The sequence below is a fragment of the Colwellia aquaemaris genome, from assembly GCF_057548755.1.
In genome coordinates this window covers 422,228-441,527 of the sequence record NZ_BAAJLV010000004.1, presented here as the reverse complement: position 1 = coordinate 441,527, position 19,300 = coordinate 422,228, and the positions used below count along the sequence as shown (strand labels likewise).

Annotated in this window: 12 protein-coding genes and 1 other RNA gene; 9 read left to right on the top strand and 4 right to left on the bottom strand. The window is 39.4% G+C overall.

Annotated elements, in window-relative coordinates; all coding sequences use genetic code 11:
• Positions 1–46: 46 nt before the first annotated feature.
• Positions 47–1,234, bottom strand: coding sequence for a methionine adenosyltransferase (metK, locus tag AC27HL_RS13905; protein ID WP_487081651.1), 1,188 nt, complete (start codon positions 1,232–1,234; stop codon positions 47–49).
• A gap of 176 nt (positions 1,235–1,410) precedes the next feature.
• Positions 1,411–2,223 (bottom strand): glutamate racemase, encoded by an 813-nt coding sequence (murI, locus tag AC27HL_RS13900; protein ID WP_487081650.1) that lies wholly within the window; start codon positions 2,221–2,223, stop codon positions 1,411–1,413.
• A gap of 225 nt (positions 2,224–2,448) precedes the next feature.
• Between murI and AC27HL_RS13895 the strand changes: the two genes are divergently transcribed.
• Positions 2,449–3,732, top strand: a complete 1,284-nt coding sequence (locus AC27HL_RS13895; protein ID WP_487081649.1) for an MDR family MFS transporter — start codon at positions 2,449–2,451, stop codon at positions 3,730–3,732.
• A 435-nt stretch (positions 3,733–4,167) separates the two neighbouring features.
• Here the strand turns inward: AC27HL_RS13895 and ssrS are convergent.
• Both ssrS and AC27HL_RS13885 read right to left on the bottom strand, forming a co-directional pair.
• Positions 4,168–4,349: non-coding RNA, 6S RNA (ssrS, locus tag AC27HL_RS13890), on the bottom strand.
• Between the two features lie 141 nt (positions 4,350–4,490).
• Positions 4,491–4,796, bottom strand: a complete 306-nt coding sequence (locus AC27HL_RS13885) for a cell division protein ZapA (protein ID WP_487081648.1) — start codon at positions 4,794–4,796, stop codon at positions 4,491–4,493.
• 252 nt (positions 4,797–5,048) lie between these two features.
• Between AC27HL_RS13885 and AC27HL_RS13880 the strand changes: the two genes are divergently transcribed.
• The 8 genes from AC27HL_RS13880 (at position 5,049) to eruA (ending at position 19,212) form a co-directional block, all read left to right on the top strand.
• Entirely contained in the window at positions 5,049–5,618 is a 570-nt protein-coding gene (locus tag AC27HL_RS13880; protein WP_487081647.1) for a UPF0149 family protein, read from the top strand.
• 61 nt (positions 5,619–5,679) lie between these two features.
• Entirely contained in the window at positions 5,680–7,023 is a 1,344-nt protein-coding gene (gene pepP, locus AC27HL_RS13875) for a Xaa-Pro aminopeptidase (protein ID WP_487081646.1), read from the top strand.
• Between the two features lie 94 nt (positions 7,024–7,117).
• Positions 7,118–8,371 carry a 2-octaprenyl-6-methoxyphenyl hydroxylase gene (ubiH, locus tag AC27HL_RS13870; RefSeq protein ID WP_487081645.1) on the top strand — a complete coding sequence of 418 codons (1,254 nt, stop codon included), beginning with the start codon at positions 7,118–7,120 and terminating at the stop codon, positions 8,369–8,371.
• Between the two features lie 66 nt (positions 8,372–8,437).
• The gene (locus tag AC27HL_RS13865) at positions 8,438–9,721 is read left to right on the top strand and encodes a UbiH/UbiF/VisC/COQ6 family ubiquinone biosynthesis hydroxylase (RefSeq protein ID WP_487081644.1); all 1,284 of its coding nucleotides are present in this window, start codon (positions 8,438–8,440) and stop codon (positions 9,719–9,721) included.
• 398 nt (positions 9,722–10,119) lie between these two features.
• Positions 10,120–11,208: a glycine cleavage system aminomethyltransferase GcvT gene (gcvT, locus tag AC27HL_RS13860; protein WP_487081643.1), complete on the top strand. Its 1,089-nt coding sequence runs from the start codon at positions 10,120–10,122 to the stop codon at positions 11,206–11,208.
• A gap of 147 nt (positions 11,209–11,355) precedes the next feature.
• On the top strand, positions 11,356–11,745 hold the full coding sequence (gene gcvH, locus AC27HL_RS13855) for a glycine cleavage system protein GcvH (protein WP_487081642.1): 390 nt from the start codon (positions 11,356–11,358) through the stop codon (positions 11,743–11,745).
• A 238-nt stretch (positions 11,746–11,983) separates the two neighbouring features.
• A complete protein-coding gene (gene gcvP / locus AC27HL_RS13850) occupies positions 11,984–14,869 on the top strand; it encodes an aminomethyl-transferring glycine dehydrogenase (RefSeq protein ID WP_487081641.1) in 2,886 nt (961 codons plus the stop codon).
• A 299-nt stretch (positions 14,870–15,168) separates the two neighbouring features.
• On the top strand, positions 15,169–19,212 hold the full coding sequence (gene eruA, locus AC27HL_RS13845) for an NACHT domain-containing antiphage protein EruA (RefSeq protein WP_487081640.1): 4,044 nt from the start codon (positions 15,169–15,171) through the stop codon (positions 19,210–19,212).
• The last annotated feature ends 88 nt before the right edge of the window (positions 19,213–19,300 follow it).

The following is a 19,300-nucleotide window of genomic DNA, read 5'->3' as shown; positions in this document are numbered from 1 at the left end:
TGAAAGAAAGCGTTAATTTATCGCTAACCCAAATATTAATGTTTACTTAAATATTTGCTGCTTGACGTAAAGCTTCAGCTTTATCGGTTTTTTCCCAACTAAAGGCCGTAAAGGTATCATCACCTACTGTCATTTCAAATGGTTCACGACCAAAATGTCCGTATGCTGCAGTTTGCTGATACATAGGATGTAGAAGATCTAACATTTTAGTAATGCCGTATGGGCGTAAGTCAAAATGTTCACGTACTAGTTCAACCAAGCGCTGTTCAGAGACTTTACCTGTGCCAAAGGTATCAACAGAAATTGAAGTAGGCTCGGCAACACCAATAGCATAAGACACTTGAATTTCACAACGATCTGCTAAACCAGCAGCTACAATGTTTTTAGCAACGTAACGGCCAGCATACGCAGCACTGCGGTCAACCTTTGATGGATCTTTACCTGAGAATGCACCACCACCATGACGCGCCATGCCGCCATAAGTATCAACAATAATCTTACGACCTGTTAAACCACAGTCACCTACTGGACCACCGATAACGAAACGACCGGTAGGGTTAATGTGATATTTAGTGTCGGCAGTTAATAGCTCTTCAGGTAACACATGCTTAATAATGTTTTCCATTACCGCATTCACTAAATCTTCTTGTTTAATGTCAGGGTTGTGCTGAGTAGAAAGTACCACAGTATCAATAGCAACAGGTTTATTGTCTTCATAAATAAACGTTACTTGTGATTTTGCATCTGGGCGTAACCAAGGTAAAACACCTGATTTACGCGCCTCGGCTTGGCGTTCCACTAAACGATGTGAATAGTATAACGGTGCAGGCATTAAGGTTGGTGTTTCGTTAGTTGCATAGCCAAACATTAAGCCTTGATCACCTGCGCCTTGTTCTTCAGGGCTAGAGCGGTCAACACCTTGAGCGATTTCTGGTGATTGTTGACCAATTAAGTTCATAATGCCACAGGTTTCACCATCAAAACCAACGTCTGATGAGGTATAGCCAATTTCGCTAATAACCTTACGGGTTAGTTTTTCCAAATCAACCCAAGCATTAGTTGATACTTCGCCTGAAATAATGGCAACGCCGGTTTTTACCATAGTTTCACAAGCAACGCGTGCGTTCTTGTCTTTTGCGATAATTGCATCTAATACCGCATCAGAAATTTGATCGGCAATTTTATCCGGGTGACCTTCTGACACTGACTCAGAAGTAAAAAGGTGTGTAGACATAAAACCTCTGTATAAATAAGCTGAAAAACAATATCCGTTTTAATAGCGACATTCTAACCGTTTAGTTAACTATTTCCTAGAGTTTTTTACGCCTAGATGGCTAAACGTCTTTGTGCTAAGTCAAATTAAGACAAAATAACGCCATATTTCGACGTTTTAAGTCAGGAAAAATGCTTTTAAAATTTATTGACGATAAGAGGGCGTTGCCAAAGATGAGAAAAAAGTTGCTGTTGTGCCGCGCAATTTTTCGAGCTAAAGAAATGTGTGCTGCCTATTTGACTATTGTTATTAAGTAATTGTTTTGAGTTAAGTCGCCTTTGTAATTGTTCCGTCACAGGCAACGCAGTTTCCATTATCATGATATTTTTACCACAAATGTCGCTGATCAAAGATTTTACTAATGGGTAATGCGTACACCCTAATACTATAGTATCTACACCTTTTTCGAGTAGGGGGCGTAAATAGCTTGAAAGTAAGTCTTTACAGCTTGCTGAATTTTTTTGATCTTGCTCGATTAGTTCAACTAAGCCTGGGCAAGGTTGAATGTACACATCACTATTATTTCGGTACTGATTTACTAAGGATAAAAAACGCTGATTTTCTGCCGTTGCCTTGGTTACTAAAATAGCCACTTTTTTATTTTTGCTTAAACTAGCTGCGGGTTTAATTGCTGGCTCAACACCTATTACTGGAATATTAATATTCTCACGAAGCTTATCAATGGCACTAACGGTAGCGGTATTGCATGCAACAACTATTGCTTTGGTGTTTTTTTCGATAAACCATTTAGCAATTTCATGTACGCGCTGTTGAATGAATTGCGTGGATTTTTCACCATATGGGGCATGTAATGTATCTGCAACATAAATAAGGTTTTCACTGGGAAGTTGCTTAGCAATGCACTGCATAATAGATAAACCACCAATACCAGAATCAAAAATTCCAATGGGTCGATTGTCACTAATGTGCTCGCTCTCTAATTGACTCATTGCAGGTGTTTGAATATTTAGTTTACAGTTTGTGGGCATTAGGTTTAGTGCAGTTTTACAAAGGGAACAATTATCTTGCACTAAGTATATTATCAACAGGCAAAGTAGGTCTATTAATTAATAGTAAAGTTGCACAGAGAATTTGTTTCAGCTTGATAAAAATATTGTAAAGTTTTTTGTTTATATATATGCTTGAATATTGAAATATAAGGTAAAAAGATAACCATGAAAAGCCATGTATCACTAGCACGAATTAAACAATTTCCATTGTTAATGTGGATTTTATTATTTGGTTCGTTCATTACACGCGGAAGTTATTACATGGTATGGCCATTCTTGGCCGTGATTCTCTATGAAAATTTTGCTTTGTCAGCCACCAATGTCGGGCTTATATTGTCAAGCGCTGCCATTATTTCTGTGTTAGTGAGCTTTGTTGGTAGTGCGCTATCTGATCGAATTGGTCGCAGGCCACTAATGTACCTTAGTGGTATGTTATATATCATCTCTTTTTCTTTGTTAGCACAAGTGAATTCTATTGCTGGCTATACCATCGTCATAACTTTATGCTCGGTCGCAACTGCGTTGTGGCGACCGTTAACCTCGGCGTTAATTGGCGATATTATCAAAGATAACAGTACCCGCGAACTTGCGATGCAATCATTGTATTTTGTTATTAATGTTGGCTGTGCCGTCGGGCCAATGTTGGGATTGTGGCTCGGCTTAACAGGAGAGCAGTCAAGTTTTTACATCACTGCTGGCGCATTTGCATTCTTATTAGTTATTTTATGGTGGGGGTTTGAGCAACATAACAAACAACATGTTGAAACCACTAGCAAAGTTAGAGCATCAACAATAGCGCAAGAAAGAACAAAAACAAGCGCTAAAGATAATAAAATTCTTAATGTACTAATTACTGATAAGTTACTGCAATGCTTAATTTTTGCCAATATTTTGTGCATGTTTATATATGCGCAAATGGATAGTTCGTTAATACAATACTTAACAAGGGCAAAAGTACCTGATTTACTTGAGCTTATCTCAGCAATGATCTTTACCAATGCCATTGTTATTATTTCAACGCAATTCTTATTATTAAAACTCATGGCGAGTTTAGCTTTGGTTAACCGAATACAAGTAGGTTTAGTGTTGCTGATGTGTTCGCAAGTATGGCTGGCAGTTAATCCATTAACACTCTTTTGGGGGTGGATTGGCGCTATTGTGGTTATGAGTTTAGCGGAAACTATTCTATTTCCTACCATGAATGTGCATATTGACCGCTTAGCTCCAGAGCATTTACGTGGTGCATATTTTGGCGCTGCTTCGTTTTACGAGTTTGGCTTTGCAATTGCACCGTTAGGTGGTGGGATTATTCTTGACCATTTTGGTGGCTCTTGGTTGTTTTTTATTACTGCAGTCTTAACACTGTTTGTTATTTATCTTTACAGTATATTAGACAAGCTACCAAGGCCGGACTTCACTCAAGGCAAGCAACACTCTCGTATTAGCTAAAGTTATTAATATGTTTAATCGCATAGAAGAATTAGAAGCAAATAATTTTAGCTGACAATAGCCTTGAATAGCGGGTGTTTTTCTAGAGAGTGTGCGGAAATATCGTTGATATTGTTATGAATACAGGAAAGGTGACTTCCAGAATGCCGCAGTTCCCATTAGCCTTTAATAGTGGGTGCTTTTTTAGAGAGTGTGCGGAAATATCGTTGATATTGTTATGAATACAGGAAAGGTGACTTCCAGAATGCCGCAGTTCCCATTAGCCTTTAATAGTGGGTGCTTTTTTAGAGAGTGCGCGGATATATCGTTGATATTGTCATGAATAAAAGGAAAGGTGACTTCCAGAATGCCGCAGTTCCCATTAGCCTTTAATAGCGGGTGCTTTTCTAGAGAGTGCGCGGAAATATCGTTGATATTGTTATGAATACAGGAAAGGTGACTTCCAGAATGCCGCAGCTCACATTAGTCCTGAACACCGGGTGTTCAGGGCGGAAATATCATGCTAACCGTAGGCTTCCCGATACGAGCCGGGCTTGCACAATAGTTAATAGTCAACATCCTTAGGTAAAACTTATCGGCTCAGGGACGTAGTTCGCAAACGAACACTCCAGAAGACAAATTCATTATAGCTAATAATGCTAGTGGTATTAAGTATTTTATTACTTGTAAGACCTGAATGCTTATTGCTTGAACAAATTGAAGTTTCTTTAGACAACAACAAAAACAGTAGTTTGAATTTTGTACAATTAAAGGCTGGTTTATGCCGTTTTAGTAGGATTTACTGCTTGCTCAATGGTCGCTTGTAGGAGTTCTATTTTACTTTGCATTTCTTCACGCTCTTGAGCGAGTTCATTGCGTGCTTGAATGAGGTCGTTGGCAAGATTGAGTGACATCATCACTAATGCCTGTTCTGGTGTTTTAGCGGAGTGGCTTTTTTTTGCGTCGTGCTCTAAGCGCTTATTAATTTCATCGGCGGCTTGCAATAACGCCGATTCATGACCAGCAGGACAAGCGATTTTTAATCGTTTGTTGGCAACATTTATTGTTACAGTGTGTTGGCTCATTCTCTAGTTTTTCTCAACGCTGGCGGTTAGTTCACTGAGCAAATAACTCAGTATATTTTACGCTAATGGAAAGTCGTTAATATGAATTAACTCTAAGAAAAGTAAATAATTACTAAAACTTAGCCTCCATAAAGAGGAACTATAACGGTGAGTGTTGCACTATGCAAGTGATCTCTATGGTTTTTTCTGGAATCAAAGTAAGGCCAGTGTTACGATAGCCGCTAATATCCCCTCGATTGAATTTATATTTTTATGACTGACAACTCCTCATTAGATTTTTCCTCTGCACAAGCTATTTTAACCAGCGAAAGTGTTGAAGCGCATGCAGCAGAAATTCACGGTGTTCTTACAGGTTTGATTTCTGCTGGCTTTGAGTTTGAAAGTAGTGATTATATTGCTATGGTCAACGACATGTTAAATAACGCAGAAGGTTTACCTGTTGCAGTTAAAGGTTTAGTTAAAGATATTTACAGTGATATTTGGCAACAAATATTAGATGAGTCATACAGTTTTCAATTGATGCTGCCAGATGATGATGACTCAATTGTTGAACGTGGTCATGCACTTGGTAAATGGGTGCAGGGTTTCAATTTAGGCTTTGGATTACAGCAAAGTAAAAATTCTTCTTTCTCTGACGACGTAAAAGAAGTGCTAGCTGATTTTGGCGAAATTGCTAATTTGTCTGATGACATGGAAGAAGACGAAGATACCGAACAAGCTTATTTTGAAATTGCTGAATACGTTAGAATATCTGCCCTGTTGTGTTTTACCGAATTAGGCACACCACCTAAGTCGAAAGATAAAGAAGCAACCTTGCACTAATTTTTAAGTTGAATAAAGTAATTATGTTATTCATCAATTATCTAACCTGAAATTGACATCAATGATCAAAAACACCTTATTACCTGCTGCTGAGTTTTGCCAGCGTCGAAGCGACTTTATCGGGCAAATGCCCGCTAACAGCATTGCCCTTATTTCAGCTGCGAAGGAAGTGACTCGCAGTAATGACACTGAATATCCATTTTGCCAAAACAAAAACTTTTACTTTTTAACAGGTTTTAATGAGCCCGATGCTATTTTAGCGTTAGTAAAAGATGCCAATGGGCAAGCACAAAGTATTTTGTTTTCACGTGAAAAAGATGCTTTGCAAGAGGTGTGGCATGGTCGGCGTGTTGGCCAAGTTGCCGCGGTAAAAGACTATCAACTTGACTTATGTTTTAGTTTTTTAGAAATAGACGAACAACTTTTACCATTAATTGAAGGTAAAGAAGCGGTTTTGATATGTCAGCAAACAGAGCAAACGTTCGAGCAGCAAGTTATGGCTTGGTTGGCTGATATTAGAAAGGCTGTGCGCACAGGCGCTAAAGCGCCTAAATCTTTACTAGATTGCAGTGATATAATTCACGAAATGCGCTTACATAAATCGACTGCTGAACTTGATATTATGCGACAAGTGAATGTTATTAGTGGTGCTGCCCATCAACGCGCTATGCAAAAAACAAGGGCTGGTAAATATGAGTACCAAATAGAAGCTGAGCTACTGCATGAGTTTGCACGTAATGGTGCTCGTCAACCTGCCTATAGTTCTATTGTTGCTGGTGGTGATAACGCTAATATTCTTCATTACACTGACAACGACGAAATACTCAATGACGGCGACTTGTTATTGATTGATGCTGGCGGTGAGCTGGCGGGTTATGCAGCGGATATTACTCGCACATTTCCCGTTAATGGTAAATTTAATGAACAACAAGCAGCAATTTATCAACTGGTTCTTGATAGCCAAAGCCTCGCTATAGAAGCGATTAAACCTGGGCAAACTTTTGCTGAATTGAATCGTCTTGTTTGTAATTTCCTAACGCAAGGATTATACGACTTAGGCATATTAAAAGGTGATTTAAACGTATTATTGGCGCAGCGTGCTTGTAAAAAATACTTTATTCATGGTTTAGGTCATTGGCTAGGACTAGATGTGCACGATGTTGGTGATTATCATGCCAATCAGCAGCGAGAACAACTGCGTCCTTTTGCGGCCAATATGGTGATGACCATAGAGCCAGGGATTTATATTCCACTAAATGATGAAAGTGTCGATAAAAAATGGCGTGGCATAGGTATTCGTATTGAAGATAATATTGCCGTTACTGAAACTGGCTTTGAAAACCTAACAATTAATGCCGCAAAAACTATCGCAGATATTGAGCACTTGATGGCTAATCGCAAATGAAACCGGTAAAGCATTGATTAAACACAAAGTGATAACCTATATAACAGGTTAAACTTTCTGTTATTAATATAACAAGTAAAATAATAGGTTAACGATGAATAACAGTGAGCATGGCTCGAAAAGCGACCAGGCTAATAAAGCAGAGAATGAACATTTTGACGTGGTTATTTCTGGTGGTGGCTTGTCAGGTGCTTTAATGGCGTTAAGTCTTTCTAGTCTTGTTAATCATCAGCAATCTCCTTTGCGTATTGCAATTGTTGAAGCTAACCCCGTTTTAACCGATCCTTCAAAAAGCTTTGACGATCGTGTTTTAGCGTTATCGCATGGCAGTGCTGAATATTTAAAAAATGTTGGCGCGTGGCAATATTTGCAAGCACATGCAGAGCCAATCAGTAATATTCATATTTCAGATCGCGGCCACTACGGAAAAGCTCGACTTTATGCAGAGCATCACCAAGTTGATGCCTTAGGCTATGTTGCCGAAATGTCTTTTATTGGCAGTGCGCTGTTAAAAGCTTTGGCTCTTAAGCAGAATATTACTTGGTTTGCCCCTGACAGTATTAGTGATATTCACTGGCAAAGTGAGCAAGTTAATATTGCATTAAATTCAGGAATACAGCTTAAGTGCGCATTACTGTTAGCTTGTGATGGTGCTCATTCTACATGTCGAGCGTTTGCCAAGATAGCCTCAACCAGTGTTGATTATCAGCAATCCGCACTAATTGCTAATGTTGGTACCGCGAAACATCATCAAAACATTGCTTATGAGCGTTTTACCGAAACGGGTCCGATTGCTATGTTGCCGCTGTCAGCTTTGCCAAGTAATAATGGGCGATGTTCTTTAGTGTGGACGTTGCCCCCAGAATTAGCTGAACAAATGTTGAATTTGCCTGAAGATGAATTTGCCAAGCAATTAGAAAACTCTTTTGGCCTTTGGTTAGGTAACATCACACAAGTGGGTAAGCGCGTGGTTTACCCGTTAAAGCTATTGCAAGCTAAAGACCAGGTTTATCATCGAATGGCATTAATTGGTAATGCCTCACACACCATTCACCCTATTGCCGGCCAAGGTTTTAATTTAGGCTTACGAGATGTTAGTGATATGACCGATGTAATTCGCCATGCTTTGGCACAGCAACAAGATATTGGTGATTTTCAACATTTAATGGCTTATGCACACGCACGTAAGCAAGATCAAAAACAAGTGATCACCTTAACCGACTCTTTAGTGACCTTGTTTTCAAATGAATTACCGCCTTTAGTCGCAGGGCGAAACATTGGCTTGAAAGTATTAAATTATTTACCTAGTTTGAAAAACGCTTTGGTTAAGAAAACCATGGGATATTAAGTAAAAACATTAACGATTCAATAATAGTGATAGCGCTATTAGTTATTTAAATAAATGTGAAAAATAATGCAAAAATTTGATTTATTAATTGTTGGTGGTGGCATGGTGGGCTTAACACTGGCACTTGCTATTCGTCAGCAGACTCAGCTAACCATCGCCATTGTTGACAATACGCCTGTCGATGCATTGGGCGATGAGCCAGAATTAAGAGTTAGTGCCATTAATGCCGCAAGCCAACAAATGTTCACTAACCTCGATGTTTGGCACGATATAATTGCTCAACGTGCTCAGCCATATTTTGACATGCATATCTGGGATAAAGCGGGTTATGGGCAATTAGATTTTTCACTATCAGATGTTAGCCACTCGGTAATTGCGCCAGAACAACTAGGCTATATCATCGAGAATAAAGTCATTCGCAATGCTTTATGGCATAAGGCTCAACAAGACAGCGGTATTAACTTCTTTACCGATAATAAATTACAGCAGTTAAGTTTTAGTGATAACGAAGTGTTTGCCACTTTTGAAGCCAACAATGTAACAGGCAATACACAAATGCCAATAATGGCTAAATTGGTGGTGGGTGCCGATGGCGCCAACTCGTGGGTACGTCAGCAAATGCAAGTACCGTTAACGTTTCGTGATTACGACCATCACGCCATCGTTGCTACGGTTAAATGCATGCAAGGTCATCACAATACAGCATGGCAAGTGTTTTTAGAGTCTGGTCCGTTAGCGTTATTACCCTTATTTCAAGATGACTTATGTTCAATTGTTTGGTCAACAAGCCCAGAAGAGGCTGAGCGACTTACAGCCTTATCAGCAGAAAAATTTGCTAAAGAAATCACTGCCGCAAGTGATGGCAAGTTAGGACAAGTATCACTGGAAAGTGAACGTTTTACCCATCCATTAACCATGCGCTTCGCGCAAGAATTTGTTAAAGACCGCGTTGTTTTGGTGGGCGATGCTGCCCATACTATTCACCCGTTAGCGGGGCAGGGCGTTAATTTAGGCTTGCTCGATGCGGCTGCACTGGCACAAACCATTGCCCAGCAGTTGATAAAAGCACAAGCAAATGGCGATATTGACAGCAACGCTTGGTATAGCAATAAATCACTGCAACAATTTGCTCGTTGGCGTAAAAGTGAAGCGGCGGAAATGATTGCGGCTATGGAAGCGATAAAACAAGCATTTTCACCACAACAAGGCGCTGTAAAGTTAATTCGTGGCTTAGGTATGTCACTGCTTAATACAATTAAACCGGCAAAAACACTGATGGTAAACCAAGCCTTAGGTTTTAAAGGCCAATTGCCCGAACTCGCCAAACCAACATATCAGCACGCTAAGTAGTACGACAACGTTATTTTTGTTGACCACCAAGTCAAGAAAGTGCCATTTTCATCAACCAGTTAATGCAAAGTTAACTGGTTAAACACAGCATTTTTTTAATTCTTTTTTTCCAGATAAAATTTTAATTTGCTGCTGAGGATATTTACAACCTCGCTGTGGAATTTAATTTTTTAAAGGTGTACTTTTGAAAATTAAATTTGGAAAATTTTTATTTGTCCATTTTAAATTTTTTAAAAGCCGTTTTATCTGTTGAATCAACAGCGTCGCGCAGTTATAATCTTGCTCACTTTTTGTAAATCTTCCGTCTTTATCCTAGTTTTACTTGATAAGTAATACATAGTACTTAGCAATAGCACATGAAAACTAAGATGAAACAACTAACGTAAGTGGAACGTACGATGACAAATAAAACAGTATTACATGCTAAGCATATTGAAGCTGGCGCCAAAATGGTTGATTTCTACGGTTGGGATATGCCAATCAACTATGGTTCTCAAATTGAAGAGCATCATGCAGTACGCACCGATGCCGGTATGTTTGACGTTTCACACATGACTATTGTTGACGTTAAAGGTGCAGACGCAGAAGCCTTCTTACGTAAACTCGTGATCAACGATGTTGCTAAATTAGATGTTGCTGGTAAAGCACTTTACACGGGTATGTGTAACCACGAAGGCGGCGTAATTGATGATTTAATCGTTTACTTCTTTACAAAAACTGACTACCGCTTAGTGGTTAACTCAGCCACACGTGAAAAAGACTTAGCGTGGATTGCAGAACAATCAGCTGATTTTGACGTTACCGTAACTGAACGTCCAGAATTTGCCATGATCGCCGTACAAGGCCCACAAGCAAAAGCGAAAGTAGCAACATTATTAAATGCAGAACAAACTGCCGCTGTTGATGGCATGAAGCCATTCTTTTCTGCACAAGCAGGCGACTTATTCATTGCCACTACCGGTTACACTGGTGAAAACGGTTATGAAATCGCTTTACCTGCTGAACAAGCCGCTGACCTTTGGCAGCAACTTCTAGACGCTGGTGTTAAACCATGTGGTTTAGGTGCTCGTGATACTTTACGTTTAGAAGCCGGTATGAACTTATACGGCTTAGACATGGACGAAAGCGTATCACCACTGGCAGCTAACATGGCATGGACCATTAGCTGGGAGCCTGAAGATCGTAACTTTAATGGCCGTGAAGTATTAGCAGCGCAACGTGCTGCTGGCGACCAACCTAAACTTGTTGGTTTAGTACTTGAAGAAAAAGGCGTATTACGCTCTGGCCTTAAAGTGGTTACAACTGACGGTGAAGGGGTTATTACTTCTGGTACTTTCTCACCAACATTAGGTCACAGTATTGCGATGGCTCGTGTACCGCGTAGTGTTAAAGTAGGTGACACAGTTGAAGTTGAAATGCGTAAAAAGCTAGTTAAAGTTCAAGTAATTAAGCCAAGCTTCGTGCGTAACGGTAAGAAAGTTTTTTAAAAACTTTGATCTAGCTTTAATGTTATTAATCTAGGTTAATAATGCACAATATTTAGGCTATAGTATGATTGACTGGCAAAGGCCGAGCTTCAAACTATAGAACGTAAAGTTAAAACAAATTTAAAAATAAAGATTAGGAACAAAACAATGAGCAACATTCCTTCAGAATTAAAATATGCAACATCACACGAGTGGGTTCGTAACGAAGGTGACGGTACTGTTACTGTTGGTATTACTGAACACGCACAAGATCTTTTAGGTGACATGGTATTTGTTGAATTACCAGATGTTGGTGACACAGTAAGCACTGGCGACGACGTTGCTGTTGCAGAGTCTGTAAAAGCGGCTTCTGACATTTACGCTCCAGTTACTGGTGAAGTTGTCGAAGTGAATGAAGACCTTGAAGACTCTCCAGAGTTAGTAAACTCTGACGCTTTTGGTGACGGTTGGTTATTCAAGTTGAAAATTGAAGACGAAGGTGAGTTAGAGAACTTACTTGATGCCGAAGGCTACGCAAACTCAATCGACGAAGATTAATTTAGCGTCGCTAATCGATTTTATGCTGCATTGTCTGCGCAGTAAATTGCAATCACTTAGCTTACTAAGCTCATGCAATTTCCGTTTTGACGGCTTTGCCTAAATATCGATTATCTTAGCTACAGAATTATTTGAGCCTCGAAGATTCATCTGAATACCGGGGCTTTCTTTTATTTAAATATTTTAATTACGATTAACTCAAGTTAATCAGTAAGCTATTTTATAGAGAAGCTGTTTTATGACTACTCAATCATTAAAAGACTTAGAGCAAACTCAAGACTTTATTCGTCGCCACATTGGCCCGAATGCAGAACAAACTCAAGCTATGTTAAACGACATTGGCGCCGAGTCTGTTGACGCACTTATCGACGAAATCGTACCTTCAGACATTCGCTTAGCAAACTTACCAGCGATTGAAGAAAGTAAAACAGAAGTTCAAGCTCTAGCTGACTTAAAAGCAGTGGCAAATCTAAATAAAGTTAACGATACCCATATCGGTTTAGGTTACTACGGCACACTAACACCAAACGTTATTTTACGTAATGTGTTAGAAAACCCAGGCTGGTACACGGCATACACGCCTTACCAACCAGAAATTGCCCAAGGTCGTTTAGAGTCATTATTAAACTACCAGCAAATGTGTTTAGACCTAACAGGTTTAGACCTAGCGTCAGCGTCGTTATTAGATGAAGGCACTGCAGCAGCAGAAGCTATGGCCTTAGCTAAGCGTGTATCTAAAAATAAAAAATCAAACTTATTCTTTATTTCATCAGATGTTTACCCACAAACGATCGACGTTGTGAAACAACGCGCCGAAATGTTTGGTTTTGATCTTATCGTTGCGCCGGCTGATGAAGTAGTAGATCACGACGTATTTGGTGCCCTACTACAATACCCAAGTGCTAGCGGTGAAGTACGCGATATTTCAGCATTAATTGCAAAAGTACACGAGAAAAAAGGTATTGTAGCAGTAGCGGCAGACATTATGAGCTTAGTGCTATTAAAAGCACCGGGTGAATTAGGTGCCGATGCAGTTATTGGTTCAAGCCAACGTTTTGGTGTGCCTATGGGCTACGGCGGACCACACGCAGCCTTCTTTACAACATCTGACAAATACAAACGTTCATTACCTGGCCGTATTATTGGTGTTTCAAAAGATACTCGCGATAACCCAGCACTACGTATGGCAATGCAAACACGTGAGCAACATATTCGTCGCGAAAAAGCCAACTCAAACATTTGTACAGCACAAGTATTATTAGCGAACATGGCAGCGTTTTACGCGGTTTACCATGGTCCTAAAGGCTTAAAAGTTATTGCTGAACGTATTCACCGTTTTACTGACATTTTATGTTTAGGTACAGCAAGCAAAGGCTTAACGGCAATTCACCAGCATTACTTTGATACGTTAACATTTAATGTTGACAACAAAGAAGAAATTGTTGCTCGTGCATTAGCTAACAACGTTAACTTACGTACCGACGTTGAAGGCCAAGTAGGTGTTTCATTAGATGAAACCACCACTCGTGAAAGCATCGACCGTTTATTTAACATTTTATTAGGTGAAGGGCACGGTTTAGACGTTGCAGCGCTTGATCAGCAAATACTTGACTGTGGTCATTCGTCAATTCCGGCTGAGCTACAACGTGAGTCAGCAATTTTAACGCACCCAGTATTTAACTCGTATCACAGTGAAACTGAGATGCTACGTTACATCAAAAAGCTTGAAAACAAAGATTTAGCATTGAACCACTCAATGATCTCTTTGGGCTCTTGTACCATGAAGTTAAATGCAACAGCACAAATGATCCCAGTATCATGGCCTGAATTTGCTAACATGCATCCGTTTGCGCCTGTTGACCAAGCTCAAGGTTACAAGCAAATGATTGATGAGTTAGGTGACTGGTTAGTTGAATTAACGGGTTACGACAACATCTCAATGCAACCAAACTCAGGTGCGCAAGGAGAATACGCTGGCCTTATCGCTATTCACAAATACCACGAAAGCCGTGGCGATGCACACCGTAACATTTGTTTAATTCCAGCTTCTGCACACGGTACTAACCCTGCGTCAGCGCAAATGGTTGGCATGAAAGTGGTTGTGGTTGACTGTGATAAAGAAGGTAACGTTGACATGGACGACTTGCGTAACAAAGCAAGTGAGTTAGCCGACAACCTTTCTTGTATTATGATCACATACCCGTCAACACACGGTGTATACGAAACAACAATTGCAGAAATTTGTAATATCATTCATGAACATGGCGGCCAAGTTTACCTTGACGGTGCAAACATGAATGCCCAAGTGGGCGTAACATCACCAGGCTTTATTGGTGCTGATGTTTCTCACTTAAACTTACATAAAACATTCGCTATTCCACACGGCGGCGGCGGCCCAGGTATGGGACCTATCGGCGTTAAATCGCACTTAGCACCATTCTTACCTGATCATTCATTGATTAACATCACTGAAGACAACAAAGGCAATGGCGCAGTATCTGCAGCACCATACGGTAGTGCCGGTATTTTATGTATCTCTTACCTATACGTTGCCTTACTAGGTAAAAAAGGTGTAACAGATGCAACGAAATACGCGATTACTAATGCCAATTACTTAGCGACTAAGTTAAGTCAACATTACCCAATTTTATATGCAGGTAAAAATGGCCGTGTTGCTCACGAATGTATTATCGACTTACGCCCAATTAAAGCCGAGTCAGGTATTACTGAAGTGGATATGGCAAAACGTTTAATGGACTACGGTTTCCATGCGCCAACCATGTCGTTCCCAGTAGCGGGTACCTTCATGATTGAGCCAACGGAATCTGAATCAAAAGTTGAACTTGACCGTTTCATTGAAGCTATGGTTTGTATTCGTAACGAAGTGCGTAAAGTAGAATCTGGCGAGTGGTCAAGCGATGACAACCCATTACACAATGCACCGCATACTATGGCTGACATTACCAGCGAGTGGGATAGAGCGTATTCTATTAAAGAAGCGGTTTACCCAGTAGCAGCAGTGGCAGAAAATAAATTCTGGCCAACGGTTAACCGTATTGATGATGTATACGGGGACAGAAACCTGATTTGTTCTTGTCCGAGTGTGGATACTTATAAAGACTAGTAACTAGTTGTCAGTCGGGAATTAAGTTTGTGACTGTCGTAATTAAGTTTGTGACCGGAATTAAGTTTGTGACTGAGTAATTCATAGAGCAGTTAAAGGCGAATCAGAAATGATTCGCCTTTTTTGTGGTAAAAGAAGTCTATAACTAAATATAAACTCACGATGATTAGTTAGCTGCATAAACAGGGAAATAACTATTATTTAATTGATATTTTGCCTTGAAATTTCCTACAGTTATGTGAAAGTCACAGTAATAAAATTGCTTGAGTAAACTCTCATATTGGTTATTTGTTAATAAGATGAGCGACGACTTTTATATTGAACGAAGACTTGTTCGTGAAGACCATATTTTCACTGAGGTTCAGCTGTTAACTGAATCTAAATACATTATTATTCTTGCCGAGCCAGGCGCAGGAAAAACAGAGTTATTAAACAGTTTAGCTCGTAAGCTAAATACAAATACGATAACTGCAAGCGTATTTAATTATATCGATGTTGCAGTAAACGACGGTGCAATAGTATTAGATGCTTTTGATGAACTGGCTAAAATTGATGATGCTGGTATTCATAAGTTATTAGGCAAGGTTTCATCTGTACGTCCAAACTACGTCATAATTTCAAGTCGCTCGTCGGAGTGGGGCAATTCATCATCAAGCGTTTTTAAACAGTTTATTGGTCAAGAGCCTTTAATTGTTAAACTCTCTGAGTTTGATGAAGTAGAACAGAGAGCTATTTATTCTAATCATACCGGTAGAGATGATTTTGACGACTTCAATGCTGAAATCGGGAGGTTTGAGCTTAGCCCTATACTACCTAACCCTCAATTTTTGAAGTTGTTTGCTGATGCATACATAGAAAGCGACGGACACTTTTCAGATAAAAGCACAATATTCCAACAAGCCTTGTACCATTTAGCGCGTGAAGTAAATAATGCAGTTAAAGTTAACTCTACGCTAACCGTAGAGGATAAAGTTTCTTTAGCATCAGAAGTCTTTGCGAAACTACTTTTATCGGGCTCAGAGGGTATTAGTGTAAGCGAAACTAGCCAAGACAGGATCTACCCTTCGATATATTCATTGTTAAAGGTGGATAAAAATGATCAAAATGCACTATTAGCGACTAAGCTGTTCAAGCTAGGTGACAATTCCGACCAACACCGACCTATTCATAAAATAGTTGCGGAGTATGGCGCAGCTACTAACCTTGTTAAACGCATTTGTACTCCATCAGATTCGCTTACAGTTGAACAATGTTTTTCAGTAATTGCTCCTAATGGCGTAGTTCGAGATGAACTACGTGGCTTAGTTGCTTGGATGGCATCGTTAGGAAATCAAGACCTTGAAAGGGTAATTATTGAACTGGATCCTTACGCTGTTATTGCTAATGGAGATCCATCTCAGTTATCTCATTCATCCAAACGTTTTCTGTTGACTAGACTGGTTGAAGTTGAAGTAGCCGATCCATATTTTAGGCGTGGCGATTTTTGGCGTAGTTATAGTGTGGCAGGCTTCTTCACAGAGGAGGTTGTAGCCGAAATCAAAACGATTATTACGACAAATAATGATGGTGATTTACGTAAATTTATTTTGGAGTTACTAAAAGGTTCACCTGCCGTTTCGCAACTTTTAGTGGAGTTGCAGCAAATAGTTCACTGTTCAAGCGAAAGCTTTACTACTCGCTTGCAAGCTATCATTAGCCTTCTTGATTGCAATGAATATGATACTTACCCTGACGTGTTACAATTAATTGATGAGGCAAATAATGATTCACTAAGACTTGCAACTCATGTGATAACCAAAACCTCTATTGATAATTTTTCACTACAAGAGCTAGAACGTTATTTTAGAAACTGTGCTCAACTTTATTCTAATTGCTCAGAACGTTCTGAACGAACATTTGAAAGCCGATACTATATTAAATCATTGATTTCGAGTTTATCACTTAGCGTGGTTACTCCTTTATTAGATCGATTAAGTGAAGATTTAGCCTGTACTTGTGGCAAAAAAGCTTATGAATGTGATTGTCGTATTGGAATTAGCAAAATTATTGGGGCGCTATTAGATCGTTTCTTTGAATTAGCAAAACCACCATTACAGCCATTGCAAATATGGCAATGGGTAGAAAATCTAAACTTCTCGGGATACGGAAGAACAAACGATATAGCTTCTGTTAAAGCACTGCAAGAAAACCATGAACTACGGCAAGAAATTATTGCTCATGTATTTGGAAACCTAACCAATAGTGACGCTATTTTTCAAATGCGAATCGATAAGTTCAATGGGCATTATTCTCATGCAGGCTTGTGCTTGCGTCCAAATGATATTCAGTTTCTTGTAGATTTCGCATATGACAATAATAATGTTGAATTATGGGAACATTTCATCCCAGCTCACTATCACCAAGACAATAAAAAAGGCAATAAAAATCCTATTAAACAGCATATGCGTAGCCAAGCTAATAGTAAGCCAGCGTTTATGCGTAAGTGGGCATTAAAGGTAAGAAAAGCAAGGATGGCGAGAAAGGAAGAATATGTTAAATGGGAGCAGAGACATCGCCGTATTATGAGGCGTAGGCAAAATCAAGAGGATAAAACTCGTATAGAAAACATCGCTTACTTTAACAATAATCGAGAGATGATTGAAAAAGGAGAAGATTTTGGTGCTCTTCGTTTTTTTTCATACCTAGTACTTAACAAGCCAGCCGAAATTAACGAAAAAGTAGGGGATGAAAAGTTAGTAAGAATGGCGTTATGCAAATGCCTTGACTTTATTGAACCAGACGTCCCTAGTTTAGAAAAGCTCGCAGAATTGCAATGCGCTTCCCAATGTATGTACGTCGAAACTATATTATTAGCAGCGTGCATAGAAATTTTTAGGTTAAATGGCCACCTAGAGAACGTTAAGCCAGCAATGTTATTGGCTCTTCGAACCAACTTAAGCGTGAGCTATCAGGAATTTGAGCAGGCGGAACGAGACTCGCTAAAAGCTGAAGTAGATCGTCTAGTATTTCCCGATATCGAGTCGGCCAAAAAATTTCTCATTCTATATCTAGAACCACAGTTGGCTAATGGAAACTGTAAACATCCAGAGATAGGTTTACTAAAGTATGATGAAGTTTTCGCTTCGTTACGCGGAGAACTTGCGATTAACTGGTTATCTCATTTTGAAAAACTTGATATATATGCTTTAGATGAGTTATTTGATATTGCTGCTCAATACTCTGAGCGAAGTAAATTAGATAACGTTATACGTACCCGTTGTCATGCCTTACTTTCACAATTGCCAGAAATGAAAAGTGACGAAAAACATCTAAATCAGTGTAAGTTTTGGTTTATTAGGGCCTTTTATTTTTTAACCTTAGAAGAGGCTGAGCCTTATTGGGATTGGCTTAAGTCAGATAAGCAGTCTATTTTTTTACTTGAGAGCCGTTCGGGGTCATTTAACAGAGGAGAACATCCTTACTGGCCTAAACCTAATTCTCAAATGGTTGAGGCTATATTAATTGCTTTCTATGACAAGTGGCCAAAAGTCCATTTACCAAGCCATTGGGGAACAGGTAGCCCCAAAAATGAAGTAGCTTATCGATTTATAACAGATATTATTTGGTGTATGAACAGTGATGTACCCGAGGAAGCAATTACCGTCATTAATCGTCTACTTCATAATAAATGCTATGAAGACATTCATTTGCCATTAAAAGGTATTAAGGCGGAGCAGCAAAGAAAGTTGGCTTTAAGAGATTTTGAGCCACCATCAGCCCAGGATATTGTTGAGTTGTTAGATAATAATGAGGTGGTTACTGTCGAAGGACTACGTGCGTTAATTATTCATACGTTAGAACGCTATCAAAAAGAAATACAAGGTGGGGAGTTCAATGCAGCTAATCGTTTTTATAACAAAGATACCAATGGAAACTATGGTCGACTAGATGAAGTTAATTCAGTTGAAATTGTTGCCGAGCGCCTTCATGTTATGCTTCAGCCTTTGAATATAATTATTAGATCAGAACATCAAACTAAAAATCAAAATCGAATTGATATAACGGCAACAAAGGCATTTGGAGGGGAGCAAAAGCTTCTTGTTATCGAAGCAAAAGGGCAATGGCATTCAGAGTTGTATTCTGCAGCTACAACTCAACTTTACGAACGATACTCAATTCACCCTGATGCTGAGCAGCAGGGAATTTACCTCGTTATTTGGTTTGGCCCCAGTGAAAAAGTAGCTAATCGTAAATTACACGGAATAACTACGGCCAATGAGCTAAAAGTAGAGATAGAACAGCAATTACCACCAGAGCTAAAAAAACTTATTGATGTATTTGTTTTAGATGTATCTCGAAGCTAATGCAGGTTGAAAGGTATTGATTTAGGCTAGATAAATAGATGTCATCAACTCTGGCTGTTATTTTGTGCCAAAAACAGACATATGGTTA

What these genes read in the sequence shown, in the direction of transcription:
- eruA (WP_487081640.1), top strand. Translation starts at nt 15,169, where the DNA reads ATGAGCGACGACTTTTATATTGAACGAAGACTTGTTCGTGAAGACCAT.
- AC27HL_RS13865 (WP_487081644.1), top strand. Translation starts at nt 8,438, where the DNA reads ATGCAAAAATTTGATTTATTAATTGTTGGTGGTGGCATGGTGGGCTTA.
- ubiH (WP_487081645.1), top strand. Translation starts at nt 7,118, where the DNA reads ATGAATAACAGTGAGCATGGCTCGAAAAGCGACCAGGCTAATAAAGCA.
- gcvP (WP_487081641.1), top strand. Translation starts at nt 11,984, where the DNA reads ATGACTACTCAATCATTAAAAGACTTAGAGCAAACTCAAGACTTTATT.
- AC27HL_RS13895 (WP_487081649.1), top strand. Translation starts at nt 2,449, where the DNA reads ATGAAAAGCCATGTATCACTAGCACGAATTAAACAATTTCCATTGTTA.
- AC27HL_RS13880 (WP_487081647.1), top strand. Translation starts at nt 5,049, where the DNA reads ATGACTGACAACTCCTCATTAGATTTTTCCTCTGCACAAGCTATTTTA.
- pepP (WP_487081646.1), top strand. Translation starts at nt 5,680, where the DNA reads ATGATCAAAAACACCTTATTACCTGCTGCTGAGTTTTGCCAGCGTCGA.
- murI (WP_487081650.1), bottom strand. Translation starts at nt 2,223, where the DNA reads ATGAGTCAATTAGAGAGCGAGCACATTAGTGACAATCGACCCATTGGA.
- gcvH (WP_487081642.1), top strand. Translation starts at nt 11,356, where the DNA reads ATGAGCAACATTCCTTCAGAATTAAAATATGCAACATCACACGAGTGG.
- metK (WP_487081651.1), bottom strand. Translation starts at nt 1,234, where the DNA reads ATGTCTACACACCTTTTTACTTCTGAGTCAGTGTCAGAAGGTCACCCG.
- gcvT (WP_487081643.1), top strand. Translation starts at nt 10,120, where the DNA reads ATGACAAATAAAACAGTATTACATGCTAAGCATATTGAAGCTGGCGCC.
- AC27HL_RS13885 (WP_487081648.1), bottom strand. Translation starts at nt 4,796, where the DNA reads ATGAGCCAACACACTGTAACAATAAATGTTGCCAACAAACGATTAAAA.